This window comes from Modestobacter sp. SYSU DS0657, from assembly GCF_054050925.1.
In genome coordinates this window covers 1-24808 of sequence record NZ_JBJHAG010000009.1, presented here as the reverse complement: position 1 = coordinate 24808, position 24808 = coordinate 1, and the positions used below count along the sequence as shown (strand labels likewise).

The window sequence follows — 24808 nt, the reverse complement described above, 5'->3', positions numbered from 1 at the left end:
GGTTCGGATGGACGGGGTCGACGAGGCGGCGCTGGACGCCTACTCGCGGGTGGTCACCACGGTGGCCGCCGAGCTCACGCCGCACGTCGCTGCGCTCGCGGTCGGCGGGCCGGGTGAACGGGGCGGGGCCGGGTCGGCCGTCGTCGTCGGCGACGACGGCCTGCTGCTGACCAACGCCCACGTCGTCGGCGGGGCGACCGCCGGCCGGGCGGTGTTCAGCGACGGCTCGGAGGTGCCGGTCGAGGTGGTCGGCGCGGATCCGCTGTCCGACCTGGCCGTGGTGCGCGCCCGGGGTGGCACTCCCCCGCCGGCCGAGCTCGGCGACGCCGGGGAGCTGCAGGTCGGCCAGCTGGTGGTGGCCGTCGGCAACCCCTTCGGCCTGGCGGGGTCGGTGACCGCAGGGGTGGTGAGCGGGCTGGGCCGCTCCCTGCCGACCCGGCACGGCCGGTCGGCGCGGGTCGTGGAGGACGTGATCCAGACCGACGCCGCGCTCAACCCGGGCAACTCCGGCGGCGCGCTGGCCGACGCGCACGGCCGGGTGATCGGGATCAACACCGCCGTCGCCGGCTGGGGCCTGGGGCTCGCCGTGCCGGTCAACGACACCAGCCGGCGGATCGTGACCACCCTCGTGCGCGACGGCCGGGTGCGCCGCGCGTACCTCGGCGTGGTCAGCAGCCCCGTGGCGCTGCCGGCCGATCTCGCCGCGCGCACCGGGCGACGCCGCGGGCTGCAGGTGCTGGATGTCATCGCCGGCTCCCCCGCCGACAGGGCCGGGCTGAAGGCCGGCGACCTGGTGCTGGAGGCCGGTCGGGCGCCCGTGGCGTCGGCGCAGAGCCTTCAACGGCTGTTGTTCGCCGAGGCGATCGGCCGGCCGCTGCCGGTGACCGTGGTCCGCCGCGGGGCGATGGTCGACGTCGTCGCGGTGCCGACCGAGCTGACCGGCTGACCGTTCAGTCGTCGACCGGGCTGCTCGCCAGGGCGTCGATGGCGACGACCTCCTGCTCGACGATCCGGGCGGTGGCATCGGCGCGCGTGACGTCGCTGAGCACCCCACTGGGCACGCTCAGCGCACCGATCATCTCCTCGGCCGGGCCGATGGCCAGCACCTCGTAGGGGCTGCTGATCCGCTCGCCGTCGACCAGCACGCCGCCGACCGTGTCGACCAGCGCCGTCGAGACCACCACCCGCACGCCGTTGAGCTGGATCGCCTCGGCACCGGAGCCACGGAGCTCCTGCACCGCCTCCAGCAGCAGGGACGCGTCGACCTCCTCCTCCGGGTCGACGATCGCCAGCCGGATGCCCGGGCCACGGACCGGGACCGCGCCGGTCAGGACGTCGATCGCCTGGGCCCGCTCCCGGGCCTGCTCGAGGGCGCCGTCGGCCTCCGACCGGTCGTCGGTCAGCTCGTCCAGCGTGCGGCGGGTCTCCGCGAGCTGCCGGCGCAGCAGGTCCTCGTTGGCGTCGATGTCGTTGAGGATGGTGACCAGGTCCTCCTCGGTGGCCGTGCTGAGCGGGTCGTCGGCGTTGCTGACCCGGATCTGGATCGTCATGCCCAGCCCGAGCGCGAGCGCGAGGATCCCGCTGACGGCCGAGAGCACCAGCCGTCGGCGCCGCCGGCCCGACGCCGGCCTCGCGCCGCCGCTGGACGCTGCCTGGTCGGACGTCGCCTGGTCAGACGCTGCCTGGTCAGACGCTGCCTGGTCGGAGCCCGGCTGGTCGGGCGCCCGTCCGCTGGAGGCGGGCCGGTCGGGGGTGGGGTCGACGCGAACCGCGCCGGCCTCCTCGGCGGGCGCGGTGTGCTCGGGACCGGTGTCGTGGGACGGTCCGCTCCGCTCGCCGGCGCTCATCGACAGCCAGCGTAGGCGGCCGGCGGCTCGTGTCGACGGTGGCGCGAGGGAACGCTGGTCCCGGCCCGGAGGTGATGGCCTGCCGGAGTGGCTGGGCAGCTGACTCCGCGCCGGCTCGCCGGCGAGCGACTCTCGGGCCGGCGGGTCCGTGGGCACACCCTCGCGGTCGCTCCCCGCTGACCTGGGCCGCTCGGCCCGAGGCGCGCACGTCCTTGCGCCCCGCCCCTTCCACCAGCTACCGCGACGCCACCACGGACGCCGCGAAGCTGCGGGTCACCCCCGCAGCAGCGGCCGGAGACGCACACTGACCCGGTCCCCGCAGGGACCGGGTCAGTGGACGGTGGCGCTGCGGCCGCGGAGCGTCGGTCGGTCAGTGACCAGGACGCTCCGCGGCCGGTCGCATCAGCTGCAGCCGCTGGTGGAGCCGCAGCCCTCGCAGACGTAGCAGCTGCCGGCGGGGCGCATCTTCGTGCCGCAGGTCATGCACAGCGGCGCGTCGGTCGCGGTGCCGGTGACCAGCTCCAGCAGCTCGGCCGAGGAGTGCGCCTCCTTGATCGCCTCCTTCGGCGACTCCTGGGTGACCTTCTCGGTCTCGGCCTTCGCCGGGGCCTCGGTGGGCACCGAGCCGCGCAGCGCCTCGACGTCGACCTCGTCCTCCTCGGTCACCTGCGGGGTGGCGGCGGAGGTGTCGTAGCCGGCGACCTGAGCGGCCCGCTCCTCGGCGCTGAAGATGCCGAGGTTCGCCCGCTTGTCCACCGGCAGGTGGTCCAGCGCCAGGCGACGGAAGATGTAGTCCATCACCGACTGGGCGATGCGGATGTCCGGGTCGTCGGTCATGCCGGCCGGCTCGAAGCGCATGTTGGTGAACTTCTGGATGTAGGTCTCCAGCGGCACACCGTGCTGCAGCGCGATCGAGATGCCGATCGAGAAGGCATCCATCACCCCGGCCAGGGTCGAGCCCTGCTTGCCGAGCTTCAGGAAGACCTCACCGAGGCTGCCGTCCTCGTACATGCCGGCGGTCATGTAGCCCTCGGCGCCGGCGACGCTGAACGACGTCGTCATGCTGGTCCGCTTCTTGGGCAGCCGCTTGCGCACCGGGTGCGCCAGCGCGGCGGTGGCGGTGGGCGCCGTCTCCTCGACCGCGGCCTCGGCCTTGGTGCCGTCGTTCTTGCCCTTGCCACCGGACAGCGGCTGGCCGACCTTGCAGTTGTCGCGGTAGATGGCCAGCGCCTTGATGCCCATCTTCCAGCCCTGGAAGTAGATGTCCGCGACGTCCTCGACGGTCGCCGACTCCGGCATGTTGACCGTCTTGCTGATCGCGCCGGAGATGAACGGCTGGACCGCGGCCATCATCCGGACGTGCCCCATCGGGGAGATGGCGCGCTCGCCCATGGCGCAGTCGAAGACCTCGTAGTGCTCCGGGCGCAGGCTCGGGGCGTCGACGACGTGGCCGTGCTCGGCGATGTACTCGACGATCGCCTCGACCTGCTCCTCCTGGTAGCCCAGGCTCTTCAGCGCCCGCGGCACCGTCTGGTTGACGATCTGCATGGAGCCGCCGCCGACCAGCTTCTTGAACTTGACCAGCGAGAAGTCCGGCTCGATGCCGGTCGTGTCGCAGTCCATCATGAAGCCGATGGTGCCGGTGGGCGCCAGCACCGAGGCCTGCGCGTTGCGCCAGCCGTTCTCGGCACCGATGGCCAGGCAGTCCTGCCACTGCTGGGTGGCGACCTTGAGCACGTCGGCGTCGTCGGCACCGACCGGGCGGATCGCGTCGTTCGCCGCGGCGTGCTTGCGCATGACCCGGGCGTGGGCGTCGGCGTTGCGGGCGAAGCCGTCGTAGGCGCCGACGACACCGGCCAGCTCCGCCGAGCGGCGGTAGGCGGTGCCGGTCATGAGCGAGGTGATGGCCGCGGCCAGGGTCTGCCCGCCCCGGGAGTCGTAGGCGTGGCCGGTGGCCATCAGCATCGCGCCCAGGTTGGCGTAGCCGATGCCCAGCTGCCGGTAGGCCCGGGTGGTCTCCCCGATCGGGTCGGTCGGGAAGTCGGCGAAGCAGATCGAGATGTCCATCGCGGTGATGATCAGCTCGACGGCCTTGACGAAGTTCTTCGAGTCGAACGTGCCGTCGTCCTTGAGGAACTTCATGAGGTTCAGCGACGCCAGGTTGCACGAGCTGTTGTCCAGGCTCATGTACTCCGAGCAGGGGTTGGACGCGTTGATCCGCCCGGTCTCCGGGTTGGTGTGCCAGTCGTTGATCGTGTCGTCGTACTGGATGCCCGGGTCGGCGCACTCCCAGGCCGCCTGGGTGACCTTGCCGAACAGCTCGCGGGCGTCGACGGTCTCGATCACCGAGCCGTCGGAGCGGGCCCGCAGGCCGAATTCGGTGCCCTCCTCGACCGCGCGCATGAACTCGTCGTTGACCCGGACCGAGTTGTTGGCGTTCTGGTACTGGACGCTGGTGATGTCCTTGCCGCCGAGGTCCATGTCGTACCCGGCGTCGCGCAGCGCGCGGATCTTGTCCTCCTCGCGCGCCTTGGTCTCGATGAACTCCTCGATGTCGGGGTGGTCGATGTCGAGGACGACCATCTTCGCCGCGCGGCGGGTGGCGCCACCGGACTTGATGGTGCCCGCCGAGGCGTCGGCACCGCGCATGAAGGAGACCGGGCCGGAGGCGGTGCCACCGGAGGAGAGCAGCTCCTTGGAGGAGCGGATCCGGGAGAGGTTCAGGCCGGCACCGGAGCCGCCCTTGAAGATCAGGCCCTCCTCGCGGTACCAGTTCAGGATCGAGTCCATCGTGTCGTCGACCGCGAGGATGAAGCAGGCGCTGACCTGCTGCGGCGAGGCGGTGCCGACGTTGAACCAGACGGGCGAGTTGAAGCTGAAGACCTGGTGCAGCAGCATCCAGGTGAGCTCGTGCTCGAAGATCTCGGCGTCGCCCTCGGAGGCGAAGTAGTCGTGCTCGCGGCCGGCTGCACCGTAGGTGAGCACGACGCGGTCGATCAGCTGGCGGAGGCTCGTCTCGCGCTGGGGGCTGCCGACCGCGCCACGGAAGTACTTGGTGGTGACGATGTTGGTGGCGTTGATGCTCCACTCGGCCGGGAACTCGACGCCGCGCTGCTCGAAGTTGATCGAGCCGTCCCGCCAGTTGGTCATGACGACGTCGCGGCGCTCCCAGACCACCTCGTCGTAGGGGTGCACACCGGCAGTGGTGAAGACGCGCTTGACCTTCAGGCCCTTGCCCCGGGTGGGCGCCTTCGGGCTGCGACGGGTCCGGGTGGTGGCGAGGCGGTCGGCTGTCTCGGTCATCGTGCGAGGGCTCCCTGGTGTTCGTGCTCTGGCGTCGAGCTGAGCGGCGGTGCGGGCGGAGCGGCTGGGGAAGCCGGCGGGTGCCGGAGCCGGGTGGTGCGGTGCGGTCTCCTCGTCGAGACCTGTGTAGTCGGGGGGTGTGACAGTTCGGGGCGGCGCCCTCAGGACCCGGCGGCCGCGCCTGGCGGCCCGTCCTCGGTGGCAGGTGCCCCACCGGCTCGGGCGCGCACGGCGGCCCGCAGCTCGGCGATCTCCTTCTCGAAGTCCGCAGCGGAGCTGAAGCTCCGGTAGACGCTGGCGAAGCGGAGGTAGGCGACCTCGTCCAGGTCGCGCAGCGGGCCCAGGATCGCCAGACCGACCTCGTGGCTGGGGATCTCGGCACACCCGGTGGCGCGGACGGCGTCCTCGACCTGCTGGGCCAGCAGCGCGAGCTGGTGCTCGTCGACCGGACGGCCCTGGCAGGCGCGGCGGACACCGGCGACCACCTTCGCGCGGGTGAACGGCTCGCTCACGCCGCTGCGCTTCACGACGGCGAGGACCGCCTCCTCGACGGTGGTGAACCGCCGCCCGCAGCCGGGGCACGAACGCCGCCGCCGGGTGGTCGCGCCCTCGTCGGTCTCGCGCGAGTCGATGACGCGACTGTCGGGGTTGTGGCAGAAGGGGCAACGCACTGCCGGTCCACCTCCTCCCGAGGTGTCGCGACCGGGATCACCGCGGTGCTGTGACACCGTGGGACACCGGCCCGTGGACCGCTCCTGTGGACTGCTCCGGGGACATCCGGTGGATGGCCCGGGGAGAACGTGTGGAGCGGCTGTGGACGACTTACATCCGTGTAAGCACTAGATGTTGTGGTGGAACCGTACGGCCACCCCTACAGGTGTGCAAGCCCTGTCGTGCGTGTCGTGTTCCGCAGCTGACCCGCCCGCCGCTCGCGCACCCATCCGTCACAGCCCGGGCCCCGGCGACGGGCCCGCCGCACCTCATCAGGGCAGCTCGAGCACCTGACCGGGCTGCAGCACGACGTCCTGGAGGTCGTTGCGATCGAGGATCGCGTCGACCACCGCGCGCCGGTCCTCGTCCGGCGCCAGGTCGCCGGCGATCGACCAGAGCGTGTCGCCGGGCTGGACCACCACCGTGCCGGCGCCGGCCAACTGCAGCGCGGGCTCCCCGTCGGCGACCACCGCGAGCGTGCCCACCGCCACCCCCAGGCCGACCGCCACCGACAGCGCCGCCACCGCGCGCCGGCCGCGGCGGGTGAGTCGCAGCGGCAGCTCCGCCCACTCCCCGGCCGACGGGCACGGAGCGACGGCTCGGGGCGGGCCGCAGTCGCCACCGCGGACGGGCCGCGCGACCGCGCCCCCCGGTGAGGACATCGGCCGCCCACCAGGACGCACCTGCGAGCGGCGGGCCGGGCGGGGCCCGACCCGGCCAGCGGACCCCGCCCGGGCGGTCGGCGCCGGCGAGACCAGCCGGAGCGGCGGGCGGAGCGGGGCGACGGTGGTGTCCGGGTACTCGGCGATGACCATCGGTGCACTCCTCACAGCAGGCACCCTCGGGTGCGACCTCGAACGCCTGTTCGATTCGAACGTCTGTGCGATGTCTACCGCACGGCACCGACAGGAGTGCACCGACACGGCGCGTGTTCGAACACGTGTTTGAACACCCGCCGTCGAGCCGCTACCGTGCGCAGGGAGACCACGACGGCGTCCCACCCCGCCCCGGCAGGCGGGATGCCACCGGGCAGCTGCGCGCGCAGCCGGACGAGGAGGACACATGGCGGTCGACGGCCGGACGGCGGACGAGCGCAAGGGGTCGAGCCGACGCAGGCGCCCGGCCGGGCAGGCGGCGGAGCCCGCAGCGGACACCGGGGGTGCGGCCGTGCGCGAGTTCCCCGACCGCGGCGAGGCCGGCGACGGGCTCACCCAGCGCCAGCGCCGGGTGCTGGAGGTCATCCGCGACTCCATCGAACGCCGGGGCTACCCGCCCTCGGTCCGCGAGATCGGCGAGGCCGTCGGCCTCTCCTCCGCCTCCTCGGTCGCCCACCAGCTCTCGGTGCTCCAGCGCAAGGGCTGGCTGCGCCGCGACCCCAACCGGCCGCGCGCACTGGACGTCCGGCTGCCGGGCGAGCAGGGCGTGACCGCCGGTGCCGACGCCTCGGCGGATGTGCTCGCCGCCGCCGGTGCGGGCAGTGGCGTCGACGAGGCGGGCGCCCCGGCACCCACCTACGTGCCCTTGGTGGGCCGCATCGCCGCCGGTGGCCCGGTGCTGGCGGAGCAGGCCGTCGAAGACGTCTTCCCGCTGCCGCGCGAACTGGTCGGCGAGGGCACGCTGTTCATGCTCAAGGTGACCGGTGACTCGATGGTCGAGGCCGCGATCTGCGACGGCGACTGGGTGGTGGTCCGCCAGCAGCCCACCGCCGAGAACGGCGAGATCGTCGCGGCGATGATCGACGGCGAGGCGACCGTGAAGACCTACAAGCGCCGCGACGGGCACGTGTGGCTGCTGCCGCACAACCCGGCCTACGCGCCGATCCCCGGCGACGACGCCACCGTCCTCGGCCGGGTCGTGACCGTGCTGCGCCGGGTCTGACGCCACCGTCGGCCGCCGGCCGGGTCATTCCCGCCGGCGGCCGGTCACTCCCGCCGGCGGCGGATCTTCCCGCCGATCCAGACGAACACGGTAGCCACCCCGGCCGCGATGATGCCGGCCGTCACCGGGGCGACGCCGGGAGCCGCGGTCACCAGCTCCCCGGTCGGTCCCGCACTGGGAGCCGGATCGATCGGGGTGCTCGTAGCCTGCTCAGCCGGCACCGGAACCAGGGTCACCGGCGCCGGCAGCCCCTCGCTGGTGACCAGCAGGTCGCGGTTGTTCGCCGCGAAGGTGATCGCCTCACCCTGCGGCGAGTCGGGGAGGGCGATCCGGCCCGGCGCGCCGGACAGCGCGCCGGGCACGTCGGAACCGGTCAGCGTCCAGACGTAGGCGTCGGTGTAGGTGCGCAGGGCGATGCGCTGCCCGTCCGCCGACACCGCGCCCCCGGTCACCAGCAGCTGCCCCGCGCGGCCGACCGGCCCGCCCGGCGTGCCGGTCAGGGTGAGGCCCAGCCCGACCACCCGGGTCATCGGCACCGTGGCCCCGTCGGCCAGCGGCGCATCCGGGCGGTACACGCCGGAGGCGCCGAGCACCTCCTTGGTCACCAGGTACGGCGTGCCGTCAGGCGCCAGCAGCAGTGCCTCGGCGTCGTGCGCCCCGTCCGGGTAGGTGAGCCGGGTGAGCGTGGTGCTGCCGTCGGGGCGCAGCCCGATCAGCGCGACGGTCTCCCGGGCGGCGTTGTTGTCCCCGATGTCGGCCAGCCAGACCGTGCCGTCCGCGGCCAGGGCGAGGTCCTCGGGGTCGTACGGGTCGACGCTCCCCGACCGCACCTCCGCGACGGCGCAGGAGGTGTCGAGGACGTAGACCTCCGCCCGGTCACCACCGTCGTTCATCGCCAGGAGCGTCTCCCCGGCGCTGGCCAGGCCGGAGATCTCCGGCAGCCGCGGGTCGGTGATGGTGCAGCGCGTGCTCGGCGCGGCTTCCTCGGCGAGCGCCGCCGATGGCGGCAGGACCGCGAGCAGGACCGCCGCGGGCAGGGCGAGGAGCGCCCCGTCCGCCAGGCAACGGCGGCCGGCGCGGCTACGCGTGCGGCCGGCCCACTCTGGCACGGACCCAGCGTGACACCACGACTGCGTCGAGTGCGTGAACCACGCCCAAGAGCACGATGCCGACGGCCGCTCCCACCACTGCATCGGTGACCCAGTGGAAGTTCAGCGCCACCATGGCCACTCCGGTGGCCACCGGCCCCAGCACGCTGAGCAGCCAGGCCGCCCGCTGCAGGCGGGGCTGCAGGCCGTACTGGACCACCTGCCAGCGGGCCACGCCCCACATCAGCACGGCGTTCGCCACGTGCCCGGACGGGAAGCTCTCCCCGCCCCGGTGGAAGTACGAGCCCGGATAGGCCGGGGCGGTGCGGCCGGTGCCCCACTTGAAGGCGTAGACCGCTGCCGTCAGCAGCGCGAGGGCCAGCAGCACGCGCACCAGCGGGGCCACCGTGCGCTGCCGCCAGAAGAGCCAGCCGACCAGACCGAACAGGACCAGCAGGATGGTGACCCGTCCGCCGGTCTGGGTGAACGCCCACACCGGCCAGTAGGCGGCGGAGTCGCGCAGCCCCCAGGAGCCGACCTGCTCGGAGACCGCCACGTCGAGCCGTTCCAGCCGGCCACCGGCGAGGAGGTCCACGGTGATGCCGGCCGCGACGAGCGCGGAGACCAGCGCCAGCCACCAGGGGGGCCGGCCGATGCTGACCACCCGCGGGGCTCGGGACGCGGGGTCACCGGCGGCGCTGCCGCTCACGCGCACCGCTCCGCTCGCCACGACGTCACGGTACCGGCACCGTGACCTCTCCGTGACCATCTCGGGACAGCACTGCGCGGCGCGACCGGACGAGGTCGCGCCGCGCAGTGGTCGAGCTGGCCACCGGCCCCGGCCGGCGAGTCCGCCGCCCGGGCACCCAGGCGGACGGCGCCACCGGCCGGGCGGTCAGGCGCCGGCGACGGGAGTGGTGAACTCGTCGAGCGCCGCGGCCAGGCCGTCGTCGACCCGTGCGCTGAGCCGGGTGCCGTCGGCCTCGTGCCGCTCCTCGAGCACCTCGCCGTCCCGGTGCACCCGGGCGACCAGGTCACCCCGGTCGTAGGGCAGAAGGACGTCGACGTCGACGTGCGGGTGCGGCAGCCGGGCGGCGACGACGTCGCGCAGCGCCTCGATCCCCTCACCGGTGCGCGCGGATACCCAGGCCGCCCCGGGCAGGGCCTGGCGCAGCGTGAGGACGTCCTCCTCGCTCATCGCGTCGACCTTGTTCACGACGATGAGCTCGGGCACCGCCGAGGCGTCGATCTCGGAGAGCACGGTGTGCACCGCGTTGATCTGCCCGATCGGGTCGGGGTCGGAGCCGTCGACGACGTGCAGCAGCAGGTCGGCGCCGGCCACCTCCTCCAGCGTCGAACGGAACGCGTCGACGAGCTGGTGCGGCAGGTGCCGAACGAACCCCACGGTGTCGGTGAGGGTGTACTCGCGCCCCTCCGGCGTCTGCGCGCGGCGGACCGTCGGGTCCAGCGTCGCGAACAGCGCGTCCTGCACCAGCACCCCGGCGTCGGTGAGCCGGTTGAGCAGGCTGGACTTGCCGGCGTTGGTGTACCCGGCGATCGCCACGCTCGGGACGGCGTTGCGCGACCGGCTCGAGCGCTGGGTCGCGCGCGCCGTCGCCATGCCGGCGATCTCCTTGCGCAGCTTGCTCACCCGCGCGCGGATCCGACGGCGGTCGGTCTCGATCTTCGTCTCACCGGGACCACGGGTACCGATGCCGCCACCGCCGGCGACGCGGCCACCGGCCTGCCGGCTCATCGACTCACCCCAGCCGCGCAGCCGCGGGATCATGTACTGCATCTGGGCGAGCTCGACCTGTGCCTTGCCCTCCCGGCTGGTGGCGTGCTGGGCGAAGATGTCCAGGATCAGCGCGGTCCGGTCGACCACCTTGACCTTGAGCACCTTCTCCAGCTGGTTGAGCTGGCCGGGGGTGAGCTCGCCGTCGAACACCACGGTGTCGGCGCCGGTGGCGGCGACGATGTCGCGGATCTCGGTGGCCTTGCCCGAGCCGACGTAGGTGGCCGGGTCGGGCTTGTCGCGGCGCTGGACCAGGGCCTCCAGCACCTCGGAGCCGGCCGTCTCGGCCAGCGCGGCGAGCTCGGCCAGCGAGCGCTGCGCGTCGACCGCGGTGCCCTCGGTCCAGACGCCCACCAGCACGACGCGCTCCAGGCGCAGCTGGCGGTACTCGACCTCGGTGACGTCGGTGAGCTCGGTGGAGAGACCGGCCACCCGCCGCAGGGCGCCGCGCTCCTCGAGCGCGTAGGAGCCGGTGGTGTCGTCCGGCTCGTCCCAGGCCCCGGCCGGTGCCGGGCGGGTGGTGGCGGGAGCGGTCGGAGCGCGGTCCTCGGCAGCGAGGGCGTCGCGGTCAGCAGCGGTGGTCATCGGGTCCAGCGTGGCACGCCCCTCGGTGCGGGGCGAGTGAGTTGTCGTCATCGACTGTGTCGTCATCGCCCGGTACAACACCTCAGGGCTCCGGATGCATCCCGAGGTAGACCGACCACCGCTCCCCCGCCGGGTCCGCCGGCCGGCGGGCGTACTCGTCCAGCAGCCCGTACAGCCGGCTGCGGAACTCCGCCGCCGAATCCGGGTCCAGCTGCAGCCCCAGCCGGGTGCTCTCCAGGTGCTCCTCGCCCACGGCGGCGACCTCCTGGAGGAAGGCCGCAAGCACCACGTCCGACCCCGGCGGCGCCGCGCCCGCGCCGTCCATCAACCAGCTCCTCCCGGTGGCCCGGTAGGGCACCTCCCGGGCGCCCCGGTTGCCGCGCCGCACCGGCTCGGCGCTGAGGAAGCCGGTGTCGACCAGGGTGCGCACGTGGTGCAGCACGGTGGCCGGGTTGCGGCCCAGCCGGGCCGCGATCTCCTTGTTCGTCAGCGCCTCGTGCAGGCAGAGCCGCAGGATCCGCAACCGGACGGCGGAGGCCAGCGCGCGGGCCTCGGCGTCGGTGGCCGGACGGCGCTCCCCGGAGATCCGCGCCGACTGCTCCCGCTCGCTCATCCGGCCAGCGTAGGACGTCGACCGCAGTGATTGACATCTCCCGATCACTGCCCCAGGCTCGCCCGGTGACCAGTGACCGCAGCCTGCTGAGGCACGCCGACTTCCGCAGGTTGTGGGCCGCGGAGACCGTCAGCCAGGTCGGCACCCAGGTCACCCTCCTCGCCCTGCCGGTGCTGGCGGTCTCGCTGCTGGACGCGACGCCGCTGCAGATGGGGTTCCTCACCGCGCTGGAGACCGCGGCCTTCCTGCTCATCGGCCTCCCCGCCGGCGCCTGGGTGGACCGGTGGCGGCGCAGGCGGGTGCTGGTGACCGCCGACCTGGTGCGGGCGGGAGTGCTGGGCACGCTGCCGCTGGCGTACCTGCTCGACGTGCTCTCCCTGGGCCAGCTGTTCGTCGTCGCCGCCCTCACCGGCACGGCCACGGTCTTCTTCGACGTCGCCTACCAGAGCTACCTGCCCGCACTCGTCGACCGCGACCAGCTCGTCGACGGCAACGGCAAGCTGGAGGCCAGCCGCGCGGTGGCCCAGGTCGCCGGGCCGGGTGTCACCGGAGTGCTGCTGCGGGTGATGGGCGCCCCGCTGCTGGTCGCGCTGGACGCGGCGTCGTTCCTGGTCTCGGCGCTCTTCCTGAGCCGCATCCGCCGGCCCGACGTGGTGCCCGACCAGGCCGGCCGCCGGTCGCTGCGCGCCGAGATCGGCGAGGGGCTGCGCTTCGTCGTCCGGCAGCCACTGCTGCGCCGGATCGTGGCCTGCACGGCGACGTCGAACCTCTTCTCCTCGATCACGACGACGCTGCTGGTGCTCTACGCACTGCGCGAGCTCGACCTGTCGGAGAGCACCCTGGGCCTGGTCTTCTCCGCCGGCGCGGTGGGCGGCCTGGTCGGCGCGGCGACCGCGGCGCGCTTCGCCCGGCGGGTGGGCGAGGGCCGGGCCATCCCGTTGTCGGTGCTGGCGATGCTGCCGTTCACCGCGCTCACCCCGCTGGCCGCCCTCGGGGCGCCCCTGGTGCTGCTGACGCTCGGCCAGCTGGGCTTCAGCTGGTCGGTCGTCGCCTACAACGTGACCCAGGTGAGCTTCCGGCAGCGGCTCTGCCCGCCGGTACTGCTCGGCCGGATGAACGCCTCCGTGCGGTTCATCGTGTTCGGCACCATGCCGCTGGGCGGCCTGCTCGGTGGCGCGCTCGGGACCTGGCTGGGGGTGCTGCCGACGCTGTGGATCGCGGCGGCCGGGCAGGTGCTCGCCGCCGGCTGGGTGGTGGCCAGCCCGCTGCTGCACCTGCGGGACCTCCCCGACGGGCACGACCGCACCGCCACCGGGTCCGTCGACGCCACCGCTCTCCCCGAGGCCCGGACGCCGACCGCGGGCGCCGACCCCGGACGGGCCGGCTGAGCAGCCGGCTGGTTGGCCGGGCGGTCGCCGGGTAGCCCGCCGGGGACCGCATCCGCACCGACCACCTGCACCAGGGAGGACGACGATGACCAGCCCGGACCAGGAACTCGACGACCCCGGCCGCGACCCCGTGGGCCTCAACCCGCCGCGCAACCCGTTGGGCGGCGCGGACCAGGACACCGGTCGCGGCGCGCCACGCGGCGTCGGCAACGTCGGGCCGGGCGACAAGCCCGAGGCGCCGACCGACGACCCGGAGACCCGGGCCGACGAGCCGGACCGGCCCTGACGCTCAGCCGGCCAGCCACTCCGGGGTGAGCACCCCGGTGGCGACGACGACGGCGGGGCCGGCGAGCACCGTCGTCGTCCCGTCGAACTGCACCGACAGCCGGCCGCCCGGGACGTCCACCGTGACCGTCCCGGCGGTCCGGCCCCCGGCCTCCAGGGCCGCGTAGGCAGCGGCGCAGGCGCCGGTGCCGCACGAGCGGGTCTCCCCCACCCCGCGCTCGTGCACCCGCAGCCGGACGTGCGCACTCGCCCCGCCGGGCGCGTCCCCGGCGGCCAGCACGTTGACCAGTTCGACGTTGACCCCGTCGGGGAAGAAGCCGGCGTCCACGCCCGGCAGGACCGTGAGGTCGAGGGTGTCGACCGGGACGTCGGTCAGCGCGGCCAGGTGCGGGTTGCCCATGGAGACCCCCAGCCCGGGGAACTCCTGCCCGGAGATCCGGGCGACGCTGCGGCCGAGCACCCGGGCCGGGCCCATGTCCACCCAGTACCCCCCGCCGTCCGGCAGCGCGCCCACCCGGCGTGGCCCGCCGCGGGTGCCGACCAGCACGCCGGCCTCGGCCACCACCCGGTCCAGCAGGCCCTCGGTCACCAGCACGTGCAGGAACAGCCGGATGCCGTTGCCGCACATCTCCGCGTGCGACCCGTCGGCGTTGCGGTGGTCCATGAACCACTCGCACTCATCCAGGGCGTCGCCCAGCACGGCAGCCGCGTCGGGCACGTGCCGGCTGGGCACGACCCGCAGCACGCCGTCGCCGCCCAGGCCCGCGCGCCGGTCGCAGAGCCGGCGCACCAGCCCCGCGTCCAGCCGGCGCTCCGGCCACACCGAGCCGTCGGGGTCGGGCAGGACGACGAAGTCGTTCTCCGTGCCGTGGCCGAGGAGGACCCGGGGACCAGCGCTGTCGATCACCGCCCGATCGTACGGTCGGTGATCGCCGTGGCCACCGCGTCGGCCAGGTCGGGGCGGGCGGCGTCGAACCAGGCCGTCCCCGCGTCACGGCGGAACCAGGAGCGCTGACGGCGGACGAACCGCCGGGTGGTGGTGACCGTGCGCTCCCGCGCCTCGGCGGGGGTGAGCGCCCCGTCGAGCTGCTGGAGCACCTGCGCGTAGCCCAGCGCCCGGGAGGCGGTGGGCCCCTCGCGCAGCCCGTCGGCGGCCAGGGCCTCGACCTCCGCGACGAAGCCGGCGGCCCACATGGCGTCCACCCGGCGGGCCACCCGGTCGTCGAGCTCCTCGGGGGCCCGGTCCAGGCCGATGGTCACCGACGGGTAGACGGGGCGGGGGTCGGGCAGCCGGGCGGTGAACGGCTGCCCGGTGAGCTCGATGACCTCCAGCGCGCGCACCACCCGGCGGGTGTTGCTGGGCAGGATGGCCGCGGCGGCCGCGGGGTCGAGCGCCGCCAGCCGGTCGTGCAGGGCCTGTCCCCCCTCGGCGGCCAGCTCGCCGTCCAGGCGCGACCGCACCGCGGCGTCGGTGCCCGGGAAGTCGAGCTCGTCCAGGACGGCGCGGACGTACAGGCCCGACCCGCCCACCAGCAGCGGGACGACGCCGGCGGCGCGCAGCCGGCCGATCTCGGCGCGCGCCCGCTGCCGGTACTCGGCCACCGAGGCCGGTTCCCGCACGTGCCAGAGGTCCATCAGGTGGTGCGGCACCCCGCCCCGCTCGGCGGTGGTGGGCTTGGCGGTGCCGATGTCCATGCCGCGGTAGAGCTGCATCGAGTCGGCGTTGACCACCTCCCCGCCGAGCCGGTGGGCCAGGGCGACGGCGAGGGCGGTCTTGCCCGTCGCCGTCGGGCCGACGACGGCGACCACCGGCGGCAGGGCCGCGGACGGCCCGGTCACCGCGCCGTCCAGGAGGCGACGAGGTAGCCCACGCCGAAGGGCGCAGCGTCGTGCCGGAGCTCCGCGGTGACCGGCCTGCCCCGGAGCGCGGCGCCCACGGCCCGCCAGACCGGCACCCCGGCGGCGAGCAGTCGCGCACCCTCGGCGGCGTCCAGCCCGGCCAGCGTCCCGGTGTCCCCGGCGGCCAGCGCCGCGGCGACGGCGGCGTCGAACGGCGCAGCCGCCGGGTCGAGGGCCCCGGGCGCCTTCTCGGTGCGCCGCGCCGACCCGTCGCCCATGGCCAGCACACCGACCGGTCCGGGCAGGTCGGCCAGCGCGCACGCCAGGTCGTCGGGGCCCACCCCCAGCCGGGAGCCGGTGTGGCCGGCGTGGTCGAGCAGCTGCGCGCCGACCAGGTGCGGCAGCGGCGGCCGCCGGCCCCCCGGCCGCACCCGGCCGGCGAAGGGCACCTCCCGGTCGACGCCGAGTCCGTGCAGGTCACCGCCGTCCCCGGGACCGAACCGGACCCCGTCGGCGCCGTCGCCGACGACGACCACGACCTCGGGTCCGGCGTCCAGCACGGTCTGCACCGCGGCCGACACCGCAGCCCGCAGGACCGACAGGCCGTGGCTGGGCGCACCGGCGACGACGGGCAGCAGCACCGGCGCCTGAGGGCAGAACGCCACCGTGACCGGAGAGGGAGGACTCACGCCAGGCAGTGTCGCGGATGCATCGTGGGAGACTGCTGGCGTGTCGAGCACGGAGAACACCGGAGACCGGACGCAGCAGGCCACCCCCGGCGCCGAGGAGGCCCCCGAGACGGCGGCGACCGCGGTCGCGCCGGTCGACGAGGGGCCCCTGGCCGCGACGCCGGACGCCGCCGTCCCCACCGACGCCGCCGACGAGGGCGCCCCCGAGCAGGGCGGCGACGTCCCGGAGGCCCCGGCAGCAGCAGAGGGCGCTACAGCCGCGCCGGCCGAGCCCTCGGTCGAGGTCGCACCGGTCGACGAGGGGCCCCTGGCCGCGACCCCCGACGCCGCCGTCCCCACCGGCACCGATGCCCCCGCCCAGGCGGTGACCGACGCCGCCGGCACCTCCGCCGGCGGCTCCCCGGCCGCCACCGACACGTCCGCCGAGTCCGCCGCCGAGTCGTCGTCGCAGCCCGCCACCGACGCACCGGCGCCGAAGCCGGGCCGGAACCGTGGCCGTGGCCGCGGTCGCGGGGCCGGCGCCCCGTCCGCCGAGCCGCTGGTCGTCCCCGCCGTCGCCCCCTCCGACCCGTCGGAGTGGGGCCGGGTCGACGACGAGGGCACCGTCTACGTGCGCACCACCACCGGTGAGCGCGCCGTCGGCTCGTGGCAGGCCGGTGCCCCCGACGAGGGGCTGGCCCACTTCGGTCGGCGCTACGACGACCTGGCCACCGAGGTCGCCCTGCTGGAGGCGCGGCTGGCCGCGCACACCGGCAACCCCAACGAGATCAAGACCAAGGCCGAGGAGCTCGCCGAGCAGATCCTCACCGCCGCCGCCGTCGGCGACCTCGACCACCTGGCCCTGCGCGCCCGGGCGATCAGCAGCATGGCCGAGACCGCCGTCGCCGCGAACCGCCGTGAGCGGGCTGCCCAGCGGGCCGTGCAGGTGGCGCGCAAGGAGGCCCTCGCCGCCGAGGCCGAGCAGATCGCGGCGGAGTCCACTCAGTGGAAGGCCGCCGGCGACCGGCTCAAGGCCATCGTCGAGGAGTGGAAGACGATCAAGGGCATCGACCGCAAGACCGACGAGGCGCTGTGGCAGCGCTTCGCGGCGGCGCGGGACGCCTTCGGCCGCCGCCGGGGCGCGCACTTCGCCGAGCTGGACAAGCAGCGGAGCGAGTCCCGCGCGGCCAAGCAGGAGCTCATCGCCGAGGCCGAGCGGCTGTCCACCTCCACCGAGTGGGGGCCGACCAGCGCCGCGATGCGCACGCTGATGGACCGCTGGAAGGCCGTGCCCCGGGTCGGCCGGGACACCGACGACGACCTGTGGAAGAAGTTCCGCGCCGCGCAGGACGTCTTCTTCGCCGCCCGCACCGCCAACGACCAGGCGCGCAGCAGCGACGAGCTGGCCAACCAGAAGGCCAAGGAGGAGCTGCTCGCCGAGGCCGAGAAGCTCGACCCGGCCAATCGCGGCAACCAGAACGCGCTGCGGAAGATCCAGGAGCGCTACGACGCCATCGGGCACGTGCCTCGCGGCGTGATGCGTCAGCTCGAGGACCGGATGCGGGCCGTGGAGGAGAAGTTCCGCGGCGTCGCCGACGCCTCCCGCCCGCGGGTGCAGCCGGAGAACCCGCTGCTCACCTCGATGCGCGCGGCGGTCACCAAGGCCGAGGAGCAACTGGCCAAGGCGCAGGCCGCCGGCAACGCCAAGCGGATCAGCGAGGCGGAGGCCAACCTGGCCACCCGCCGCGAGTGGCTCGCCGAGGCAGAGAAGGCCGCCAGCCGCCGCTGAAGGAGGACCCCGTCCTCCTCACCCCTCGCAAGCTCTGGGTGAGCCTCGGGACGGGGCCTGACCGCTCCTGCACATCACCTGGGCCCGTCCGTTCGCCGGACGGGCCCTCGGTGTTCTCCGGAACGGTCGTGTAGCCCCCGGGACGACGGGTAGGCCGTGGACAACGGAATGCGCCGCGCCGCATGCGTGCGCGGCCGACACCGATCCGGAAGGAGCCCTCGTGGCCCTGTCCTACCCCACCCAGCCCGGCGACATCGACCACCTCATCGCCGACGACCACGCGATCGTCGACCGGCAGTTCCAGCACCTCGAGGCCGGCCGCGGCAACCGCCGGGTGCTGGTCGACCAGATCTCCTTCGAGCTCGCGGCGCACGCCTTCGCCGAAGAGGTCGTGCTCTACCCGATCTGGCCGGAGATCGGGATGACCGACGAGCACGACGACGCCGAGCACGAGCACCAGCAGATCAAGGAACTGCTGGTGACCCTCGGCCGCACCGAGCCCGGCCAGCCGGAGTTCGAGGAAGCCGTCGGCCAGCTGATCTCCGTCGTCCGCCACCACGTGGACGACGAGGAGAACGACGAACTGCCGCAGTTCCGGGCCAAGGCCGGTCCGCAGCGGATGGCCGAGCTGGGCGAGAAGTTCCTGACCAACAAGCGGATGGCGCCGACCCGGCCGCACCCGCACGCCCCCGACGAGGGGATCGCGGAGAAGATCGCCGGGATGCTGGCCAAGCCGCTGGACCACGTCCGCGACATGCTCTCCGGCCGGCAGAAGGAGCTCGCCACCGACGCCAGCGGCCTGCTCAACCCGCAGGCCCAGGCGATCGTCGACGCCCACTCCTCCCTCGGGCCGCTGCCGTTCGAGATCCTCACCCCGACCGAGGCCCGCAAGCAGCCCGGCCCGGACGACGCGGTGAAGAAGGTCATGGCCGACCGCGGCATCGAAGGCGCCGAGCCGGTCGGCTCGGTGCAGGACCTGAAGATCCCCGACGGCGCCGGCGGCGAGCAGACCCTGCGCGTGTACACGCCGAGCGACCCCGGCGTCGGCCCGGTGCCGATCGTGATGTGGGTGCACGGCGGCGGGTGGGTGCTGTTCGACGTCGACACCTACGACGCCTCCTGCCGCGGGCTGTGCAACAAGACCAACGCGATCGTCGTCTCCCCGGACTACCGGCGGGCGCCCGAGGCGGTCTTCCCCGCCTCGCACGACGACGTCCTGACCGCCTGGACCTGGGTGCGGGAGAACGCCCGGCAGCTCGGCGGGGACCCCAACCGGATGGCCATCGGCGGGGAGTCCGTCGGCGGGACCATGGCCGCGGCCACCTCCCTGCAACTGGCCGCCAACGGCCAGCCGACCCCGGTGGCGCAGGTCTGCGTCTACCCGCTCACCACCGCCGAGCAGTTCGGCGAGTCGATGGAGGACGCCGCCGACGGCCGCCCGCTGAACCGGGCGCTGCTGTCCTGGATGGCGATGCACGCCTTCCAGGGCAAGCCGGAGGCCACCACCGACCCGCGGGTCGCGCTGCTGGACTGGACGCCCGAGCAGCGCGCCAGCATGCCGCCCACGCTCGTCATCACCGACGAGCGCGACGTGCTCCGCAGCCAGGGCCAGCAGTTCGCCCGCGACCTCGAGGCCGCCGGGGTGCCGACCACCCACCGCTACTTCGCCGGCGTCATGCACGAGTTCTTCGGCGCGGCCGCCGTCCTGGACGAGGCCGAACAGGCCCAGCAGGACGCAGCCGCACACCTCACTCGCGCGTTCAGCAGCCGCTGAGCGTCTTCCCCCACCGGAAGGAGCACGCGCACATGAAGGCCGTCATCTACCGAGGCCCCAAGAACGTCACCGTCGAGGAGGTGCCGGACGCCACGATCCAGGCGCCGACCGACGCGGTCATCCGGATCACCACCACGAACATCTGCGGGTCGGACCTGCACATGTACGAGGGCCGCACCTCCGTCGAGGAGGGCAAGGTCCTCGGTCACGAGAACATGGGCGTCGTCGAGGCCGTCGGCGACGGCGTCGACCGGATCAAGGTCGGCGACCGCGTCTCGGTCCCGTTCAACATCGCCTGCGGCACCTGCCGCAACTGCACTGACGGCTGGACGTCGTTCTGCCTGCGCGCCAACCCCACCGAGGGGATGGACGGCGCCGCCTACGGCTACGCCAACATGGGCCCCTACGACGGCGGCCAGGCCGAGTACCTGCGCGTGCCGTGGGCGGACTTCAACCTCCTCCACCTGCCCGAGGGCACCGAGCACGAGAACGACTTCACGATGCTCTCCGACATCTTCCCGACCGGCTGGCACGGCGTGGAGCTGTCCGGCTTCCAGGTCGGCGACCGGGTGGCGGTGTTCGGCGGCGGCCCGGTCGGGCTGATGGCCGCGCACAGCGCGATGATCCGCGGCGCGTCGGAGGTCTTCGTCGTCGACAAGGAGACCGACCGACTGGCGCTGGCGGAGAAGTACGGGGCCACCCCGATCGACTTCAGCGCCGGTGACCCGGTGCAGCAGCTGCTGGACGCCACCGGCGGGCGCGGCGTGGACCGCGGCGTCGAGGCGGTCGGGTACCAGGCACACGACTCCGGCGGTGAGGAGCACCCGGAGCTGGTGCTGGACAACCTGGTCCAGGTGGTCCGCGCCACCGGCGGCATCGGCGTCGTCGGCGTCTACGTGCCGCAGGACCCGGGCGCGAGCAGCGACCTCTCCAAGGAGGGGCGCATCCCCTGGCAGTTCGGCACCTTCTTCACCAAGGGCCAGTCGATGGGCACCGGGCAGGCGCCGGTCAAGCGGTACAACCGGCAGCTGCGTGACCTGATCATCGACGGCAAGGCCAACCCGGGCATGATCACCAGCCACGAGCTGGGCCTGGACCAGGCCGTCGAGGGCTACCAGCGCTTCGACGACCGGGACCAGGGCTGGACCAAGGTCCTGCTCAAGCCCGGTCAGTAAGGCCGGCCTGACCCGAGCGTTGGATCAGGTGACCTGATCACCGACTGTCCCCCTGCACCAGCATTGGTGCAGGGGGACAGTTCTTGGTCAGGTCACCTGATCAAGAACTGTCCCGAGGGGGCAGCGCCGGCCTCAGCCGCAGGAGGGCACCACGGCCGGCAGCGGCGCGGGGACGCCGACGGCCGGCATGCCGAGCAGTACGCCGGGCGTCGTCGGCCGGGTGCCGGCCTCGGCCGCGTCACCGGCGCGGGTGCGCCGGTGCGAGAGCAGCGCGCCGTCGGCGACCAGGAAGTGCGGCTTGCCCGCGGTCACCACGGTCTCGACGACGTCGCCCGGGCGGACGCCGTCGGCGGCGGTGAAGTGCACCAGCCGGCCGTCCCGGGCCCGCCCGGACAGCCGGCCGCGGTCGGCGTCCTTGCTCCCCTCTCCCGCCGCGACGAGCAGCTCGACCCGGCGGCCGACCAGGGCGCGGTTCTCCGCCCAGCTGATCTCGTCCTGCAGCGCGGTCAGCCGCAGGTAGCGCTCCTGCACGACCTCCTTGGGCAGCTGCCCGTCCATCTCCGCGGCCGGCGTCCCGGGGCGCTTGGAGTACTGGAAGGTGAAGGCGCTGGCGAACCGGGCCTGCCGGACGACGTGCAGGGTCTGCTCGAAGTCCGCCTCGGTCTCACCGGGGAAGCCGACGATGATGTCGGTGGTGATCGCGGCGTCGGGCATCGCGGCGCGCACCCGGTCGATGATCCCCAGGTAGCGGTCCTGCCGGTAGCCGCGGCGCATCCGCCGCAGCACCTCGTCGGAGCCGGACTGCAGCGGCATGTGCAGCTGGTGGCAGACCGCCGGCGTCTCCGCCATCGCGGCGATGACGTCGTCGGTGAACTCGCGCGGGTGCGGACTGGTGAAGCGCACCCGCTCCAGGCCCTCGATCGCGCCGGTGGCGCGCAGCAGGTCGGCGAAGGCACCGCGGTCGCGGAACTCGACGCCGTAGGCGTTCACGTTCTGCCCGAGCAGGGTCACCTCGAGCACGCCCTGGTCGACCAGCGCCTGCACCTCGGCGAGGATGTCGCCGGGGCGGCGGTCCTTCTCCTTGCCGCGCAGCGCCGGGACGATGCAGAACGTGCAGGTGTTGTTGCACCCCACGCTGATCGACACCCACCCGGAGTGGGCGGAGTCCCGCTTGGCCGGCAGCGTGGAGGGGAAGACCTCCAACGCCTCGGCGATCTCGACCTGGGCCTCCTCGTTGTGCCGGGCCCGCTCGAGCAGCGCCGGCAGCGACCCGACGTTGTGGGTGCCGAAGACGACGTCGACCCAGGGGGCCCGCCGGACGATCTCGCCGCGGTCCTTCTGCGCCAGACAGCCGCCGACCGCGATCTGCATGCCGGGGTGGGCGTCCTTGACCGGGCGCAGGTGCCCCAGGTTGCCGTAGAGCCGGTTGTCGGCGTTCTCCCGGACGGCGCAGGTGTTGAGCACGACGACGTCGGCGTCGGTGCCCTCTGGGGCAGCCGTGTAGCCGGCGGACTCCAGCAGCCCGGAGAGGCGCTCGGAGTCGTGCACGTTCATCTGGCAGCCGTACGTGCGCATGAGGTAGGTCTTGCCGTTCACCACCGCATCGTACGGAGGCGCGGGCGGTGGGCGGTCCCGCGTCAGCGACCAGGGGCCAGGAACCGGTCGTGGACGAGTGCGGTGGCCTGCAGCGCGACGTACTTGTTGACGACGTCGACCACCCAGTCCTGCCGGTTCCACCGGCTCGGGGAGTAGACGCCCAGCGCCTTCCCGGCCAGCACGTCGGCGGGGTAGCCGAGCGCGAAGACGACGTGCACGGCTCGCTGCCCGCGGAGCCCCGCCCGGGTGGCGAGCGCGTGGCCGACGCCCCAGACGGTGCCGAAGCCGAAGTGCGCCACCCAGTTGAGCCGGGTCCAGGCAGCCCGGGTCGAGGGGCGGACCGGCAGCAGCGCCTCGGCGATCTCCGCCGGCGCGTAGCTGTCCGCACGGCCGGTGAGCGGCTGCTCGACCAGCCGCTGGAAGGCGGTCATCACCGTCGTGCCGGCGAGTGCGGCGCCCGTGCCACGGGCGAGCGAGCTGAGCAGACTCGGCTTCGACATGACCCGCCGGTACCCGGGAGCGCCGTCGGCACGCACGGATCGTGACCGCCGCTACACCCACGATGGGGTCTGAGGCCCGGGAGACGCCTTCGTTACGGCATCGTGATGGCCCGGCGACCTCCAGGCGTCTGGGAGCCACCTAGGGTCACCGCCTGTGACCGAACGTCCGACCGGAGAGCCTCTCGTCCGCCTGTCCGGCGTCAACAAGTGGTTCGGCGAACTGCACGTCCTGCAGGACATCGATCTGACGATCGACCGCGGCGAGGTCGTCGTCGTCATCGGCCCGTCCGGGTCGGGCAAGTCGACGCTCTGCCGCACGATCAACCGGCTGGAGTCGATCGAGCAGGGCGAGATCACCATCGACGGCCAGCGCCTGCCCGAGGAGGGCAAGGAGCTGGCCCGGCTGCGTGCCGACGTCGGCATGGTCTTCCAGAGCTTCAACCTCTTCGCGCACAAGACGGTGCTGGAGAACGTCACCCTCGGGCCGGTCAAGGTGCGCAGGCAGTCGAAGGCCGACGCCGAGAAGCGGGCCCGCGAGCTGCTCGACCGGGTGGGCGTGGGCCACCAGGCCGACAAGGTGCCCGCTCAGCTGTCCGGCGGCCAGCAGCAGCGGGTGGCCATCGCCCGTGCGCTGGCGATGGACCCCAAGGTGATGCTCTTCGACGAGCCGACCTCCGCGCTGGACCCGGAGATGATCAACGAGGTCCTCGACGTCATGACCGGCCTGGCGCGCGACGGCATGACGATGGTCGTGGTGACCCACGAGATGGGCTTCGCCCGCCGGGCGGCCAACCGGGTGGTCTTCATGGACGGCGGCCGAATCGTCGAGTCCGCCACCCCGGAGGAGTTCTTCACCAACCCGACCTCCGACCGGGCCAAGGACTTCCTCTCCAAGATCCTCAACCACTGATCCGCGGCACCACCGACGAGAGGACCTCTCATGCGCATCACCCGTTACGCCGCCGGCCTGGCGGCCCTGGGCATCGTGCTGACCGGCTGCTCCAGCGACGCCGGCGACCAGGCCGAGAACGCCGGGGGAAACAACGTCGAGGTCAACGAGGACACCGACTTCGAGGCCGGCACGACCATGGCCGAGCTGTCCGAGGCCGGCTCCATCACGATCGGCACCAAGTTCGACCAGCCCGGTTTCGGCCTGGTCGGCCCCAGCGGTGAGCCCGAGGGCTTCGACGTGGAGATCGGCAAGCTGGTCGCCGCCGAGCTCGGCATCGCCCCCGAGGACATCGACTGGGTGGAGACCCAGTCCCAGAACCGGGAGCCGTTCATCCAGAACGGGCAGGTCGACATCGTGGTCGCCACCTACACCATCAACGACGCCCGCAAGGAGGTCATCGACTTCGCGGGGCCGTACTACGAGGCCGGGCAGGACATCATGGTGGCCGCGGGCAACCCGCTGGGCGTCACCGGCCCGGAGTCCTTCCCCGACATCCGCACCTGCTCGGTCAACGGCTCGACGCCGGCCCAGTACGTGCAGGAGAACTACCCGGACGCGCAGCTGACCCTGTTCGGCGAGTACTCGCAGTGCGCCGAGGCCCTGCGCAACGGGCAGGTCGACGCGGTGACCACCGACAACGTCATCCTCACCGGTCTGGTCGCGCAGAACGAGGGTGACTTCGAGCTGATCGGCAACGCCTTCACCGAGGAGCCCTACGGCATCGGGCTGGCCAAGGGCGACGACGAGTTCCGCGACTTCATCAACGACGTCCTCGAGCAGTCCTACGAGGACGGCTCGTGGGAGGACGCGTGGGACGCGACCGCCGGCTCGATCACCGGCACCGAGGCCCCCGAGCCGCCGGCCGTCGAGCGCTACTGATCCACCCCCGGGGGGGGGGGGGGGGGGGGGGGGGGGGGGGGGGGGCGCCCCCCCCCCCCCCCCCCCCCCCCCCCCCCCCCCCCCCCCCCCCCCCCCCCCCCCCCCCCCCCCCCCCCCCCCCCCCCCCCCCCCCCCCCCCCCCC

General features: G+C 73.7%; 22 protein-coding genes. 9 read left to right on the top strand and 13 right to left on the bottom strand.

The window, feature by feature from the left end; all coding sequences use genetic code 11:
- The first annotated feature begins 7 nt into the window (after nucleotides 1–7).
- Entirely contained in the window at nucleotides 8–946 is a 939-nt protein-coding gene (locus tag ACI79A_RS07810) for a S1C family serine protease (protein ID WP_457081696.1), read from the top strand.
- A 4-nt stretch (nucleotides 947–950) separates the two neighbouring features.
- Here the strand turns inward: ACI79A_RS07810 and ACI79A_RS07805 are convergent, their stop codons facing one another.
- The 4 genes from ACI79A_RS07805 to ACI79A_RS07790 form a co-directional block, all read right to left on the bottom strand.
- Nucleotides 951–1847, bottom strand: coding sequence for a DUF881 domain-containing protein (locus ACI79A_RS07805; protein ID WP_457081694.1), 897 nt, complete (start codon nucleotides 1845–1847; stop codon nucleotides 951–953).
- Nucleotides 1848–2249: 402 nt separating this feature from the next.
- Nucleotides 2250–5150, bottom strand: a complete 2901-nt coding sequence (locus ACI79A_RS07800; RefSeq protein ID WP_457081692.1) for a vitamin B12-dependent ribonucleotide reductase — start codon at nucleotides 5148–5150, stop codon at nucleotides 2250–2252.
- A gap of 161 nt (nucleotides 5151–5311) precedes the next feature.
- Complete coding sequence (gene nrdR, locus ACI79A_RS07795; RefSeq protein WP_457081690.1) at nucleotides 5312–5821, bottom strand: transcriptional regulator NrdR; 510 nt, start codon at nucleotides 5819–5821, stop codon at nucleotides 5312–5314.
- 312 nt (nucleotides 5822–6133) lie between these two features.
- The gene (locus tag ACI79A_RS07790) at nucleotides 6134–6676 is read right to left on the bottom strand and encodes a LysM peptidoglycan-binding domain-containing protein (RefSeq protein WP_457081688.1); all 543 of its coding nucleotides are present in this window, start codon (nucleotides 6674–6676) and stop codon (nucleotides 6134–6136) included.
- 247 nt (nucleotides 6677–6923) lie between these two features.
- On the opposite strand from ACI79A_RS07790, the gene lexA reads away from it, so the two are divergent.
- Nucleotides 6924–7739, top strand: coding sequence for a transcriptional repressor LexA (gene lexA, locus ACI79A_RS07785; RefSeq protein ID WP_457081686.1), 816 nt, complete (start codon nucleotides 6924–6926; stop codon nucleotides 7737–7739).
- A 44-nt stretch (nucleotides 7740–7783) separates the two neighbouring features.
- Here lexA and ACI79A_RS07780 read toward each other — a convergent pair whose 3' ends face one another.
- The 4 genes from ACI79A_RS07780 to ACI79A_RS07765 all read right to left on the bottom strand — a co-directional run bounded on the left by ACI79A_RS07780 (nucleotide 7784) and on the right by ACI79A_RS07765 (nucleotide 11820).
- Nucleotides 7784–8848 carry a hypothetical protein gene (locus tag ACI79A_RS07780; protein ID WP_457081684.1) on the bottom strand — a complete coding sequence of 355 codons (1065 nt, stop codon included), beginning with the start codon at nucleotides 8846–8848 and terminating at the stop codon, nucleotides 7784–7786.
- Complete coding sequence (locus tag ACI79A_RS07775; protein WP_457081682.1) at nucleotides 8820–9557, bottom strand: phosphatase PAP2 family protein; 738 nt, start codon at nucleotides 9555–9557, stop codon at nucleotides 8820–8822. Before ACI79A_RS07775 ends, ACI79A_RS07780 begins: the two co-directional genes overlap by 29 nt.
- Nucleotides 9558–9722: 165 nt before the next feature.
- Nucleotides 9723–11207: a GTPase HflX gene (gene hflX / locus ACI79A_RS07770; RefSeq protein ID WP_457081680.1), complete on the bottom strand. Its 1485-nt coding sequence runs from the start codon at nucleotides 11205–11207 to the stop codon at nucleotides 9723–9725.
- Between the two features lie 82 nt (nucleotides 11208–11289).
- A complete protein-coding gene (locus tag ACI79A_RS07765; protein WP_457081678.1) occupies nucleotides 11290–11820 on the bottom strand; it encodes a helix-turn-helix domain-containing protein in 531 nt (176 codons plus the stop codon).
- 65 nt (nucleotides 11821–11885) lie between these two features.
- Between ACI79A_RS07765 and ACI79A_RS07760 the strand changes: the two genes are divergently transcribed.
- The gene (locus ACI79A_RS07760) at nucleotides 11886–13208 is read left to right on the top strand and encodes an MFS transporter (protein ID WP_457081676.1); all 1323 of its coding nucleotides are present in this window, start codon (nucleotides 11886–11888) and stop codon (nucleotides 13206–13208) included.
- An 85-nt stretch (nucleotides 13209–13293) separates the two neighbouring features.
- On the top strand, nucleotides 13294–13494 hold the full coding sequence (locus ACI79A_RS07755) for a hypothetical protein (protein WP_457081674.1): 201 nt from the start codon (nucleotides 13294–13296) through the stop codon (nucleotides 13492–13494).
- Nucleotides 13495–13497: 3 nt separating this feature from the next.
- Here ACI79A_RS07755 and dapF read toward each other — a convergent pair whose 3' ends face one another.
- Genes dapF through ACI79A_RS07740 form a run of 3 tightly spaced genes read right to left on the bottom strand, consistent with a single transcriptional unit; the run spans nucleotide 13498 to nucleotide 16021 of the window.
- On the bottom strand, nucleotides 13498–14400 hold the full coding sequence (gene dapF / locus ACI79A_RS07750; RefSeq protein ID WP_457081672.1) for a diaminopimelate epimerase: 903 nt from the start codon (nucleotides 14398–14400) through the stop codon (nucleotides 13498–13500).
- Nucleotides 14397–15332 carry a tRNA (adenosine(37)-N6)-dimethylallyltransferase MiaA gene (gene miaA, locus ACI79A_RS07745; protein WP_457081670.1) on the bottom strand — a complete coding sequence of 312 codons (936 nt, stop codon included), beginning with the start codon at nucleotides 15330–15332 and terminating at the stop codon, nucleotides 14397–14399. The genes dapF and miaA overlap by 4 nt, the downstream gene beginning before the upstream one ends.
- Nucleotides 15329–16021, bottom strand: a complete 693-nt coding sequence (locus ACI79A_RS07740) for a hypothetical protein (protein WP_457081668.1) — start codon at nucleotides 16019–16021, stop codon at nucleotides 15329–15331. The genes miaA and ACI79A_RS07740 overlap by 4 nt, the downstream gene beginning before the upstream one ends.
- Nucleotides 16022–16061: 40 nt before the next feature.
- On the opposite strand from ACI79A_RS07740, the gene ACI79A_RS07735 reads away from it, so the two are divergent.
- The 3 genes from ACI79A_RS07735 to ACI79A_RS07725 all read left to right on the top strand — a co-directional run bounded on the left by ACI79A_RS07735 (nucleotide 16062) and on the right by ACI79A_RS07725 (nucleotide 20738).
- Nucleotides 16062–17789: a DUF349 domain-containing protein gene (locus ACI79A_RS07735; protein WP_457081666.1), complete on the top strand. Its 1728-nt coding sequence runs from the start codon at nucleotides 16062–16064 to the stop codon at nucleotides 17787–17789.
- Between the two features lie 220 nt (nucleotides 17790–18009).
- On the top strand, nucleotides 18010–19563 hold the full coding sequence (locus ACI79A_RS07730; protein WP_457081664.1) for an alpha/beta hydrolase fold domain-containing protein: 1554 nt from the start codon (nucleotides 18010–18012) through the stop codon (nucleotides 19561–19563).
- 32 nt (nucleotides 19564–19595) lie between these two features.
- Nucleotides 19596–20738 carry a glutathione-independent formaldehyde dehydrogenase gene (locus ACI79A_RS07725; RefSeq protein ID WP_457081662.1) on the top strand — a complete coding sequence of 381 codons (1143 nt, stop codon included), beginning with the start codon at nucleotides 19596–19598 and terminating at the stop codon, nucleotides 20736–20738.
- 132 nt (nucleotides 20739–20870) lie between these two features.
- On the opposite strand, the gene miaB is transcribed toward ACI79A_RS07725, so the two are convergent.
- Both miaB and ACI79A_RS07715 read right to left on the bottom strand, forming a co-directional pair.
- Nucleotides 20871–22334 carry a tRNA (N6-isopentenyl adenosine(37)-C2)-methylthiotransferase MiaB gene (miaB, locus tag ACI79A_RS07720; protein ID WP_457081660.1) on the bottom strand — a complete coding sequence of 488 codons (1464 nt, stop codon included), beginning with the start codon at nucleotides 22332–22334 and terminating at the stop codon, nucleotides 20871–20873.
- Between the two features lie 41 nt (nucleotides 22335–22375).
- On the bottom strand, nucleotides 22376–22834 hold the full coding sequence (locus tag ACI79A_RS07715; RefSeq protein ID WP_457081658.1) for a hypothetical protein: 459 nt from the start codon (nucleotides 22832–22834) through the stop codon (nucleotides 22376–22378).
- 154 nt (nucleotides 22835–22988) lie between these two features.
- Between ACI79A_RS07715 and ACI79A_RS07710 the strand changes: the two genes are divergently transcribed.
- On the top strand, nucleotides 22989–23744 hold the full coding sequence (locus ACI79A_RS07710; RefSeq protein ID WP_457081656.1) for an amino acid ABC transporter ATP-binding protein: 756 nt from the start codon (nucleotides 22989–22991) through the stop codon (nucleotides 23742–23744).
- 30 nt (nucleotides 23745–23774) lie between these two features.
- The gene (locus ACI79A_RS07705) at nucleotides 23775–24665 is read left to right on the top strand and encodes a glutamate ABC transporter substrate-binding protein (RefSeq protein WP_457081654.1); all 891 of its coding nucleotides are present in this window, start codon (nucleotides 23775–23777) and stop codon (nucleotides 24663–24665) included.
- Nucleotides 24666–24808: the final 143 nt, after the last annotated feature.

Bases quoted from the DNA above. Each gene is read 5' to 3' on its own strand.
- ACI79A_RS07810 (WP_457081696.1), top strand. From the start codon at position 8: ATGGACGGGGTCGACGAGGCGGCGCTGGACGCCTACTCGCGGGTGGTC.
- ACI79A_RS07715 (WP_457081658.1), bottom strand. From the start codon at position 22,834: ATGTCGAAGCCGAGTCTGCTCAGCTCGCTCGCCCGTGGCACGGGCGCC.
- ACI79A_RS07805 (WP_457081694.1), bottom strand. From the start codon at position 1,847: ATGAGCGCCGGCGAGCGGAGCGGACCGTCCCACGACACCGGTCCCGAG.
- ACI79A_RS07765 (WP_457081678.1), bottom strand. From the start codon at position 11,820: ATGAGCGAGCGGGAGCAGTCGGCGCGGATCTCCGGGGAGCGCCGTCCG.
- hflX (WP_457081680.1), bottom strand. From the start codon at position 11,207: ATGACCACCGCTGCTGACCGCGACGCCCTCGCTGCCGAGGACCGCGCT.
- ACI79A_RS07790 (WP_457081688.1), bottom strand. From the start codon at position 6,676: ATGGTCATCGCCGAGTACCCGGACACCACCGTCGCCCCGCTCCGCCCG.
- ACI79A_RS07755 (WP_457081674.1), top strand. From the start codon at position 13,294: ATGACCAGCCCGGACCAGGAACTCGACGACCCCGGCCGCGACCCCGTG.
- lexA (WP_457081686.1), top strand. From the start codon at position 6,924: ATGGCGGTCGACGGCCGGACGGCGGACGAGCGCAAGGGGTCGAGCCGA.
- ACI79A_RS07725 (WP_457081662.1), top strand. From the start codon at position 19,596: ATGAAGGCCGTCATCTACCGAGGCCCCAAGAACGTCACCGTCGAGGAG.
- ACI79A_RS07800 (WP_457081692.1), bottom strand. From the start codon at position 5,150: ATGACCGAGACAGCCGACCGCCTCGCCACCACCCGGACCCGTCGCAGC.
- ACI79A_RS07705 (WP_457081654.1), top strand. From the start codon at position 23,775: ATGCGCATCACCCGTTACGCCGCCGGCCTGGCGGCCCTGGGCATCGTG.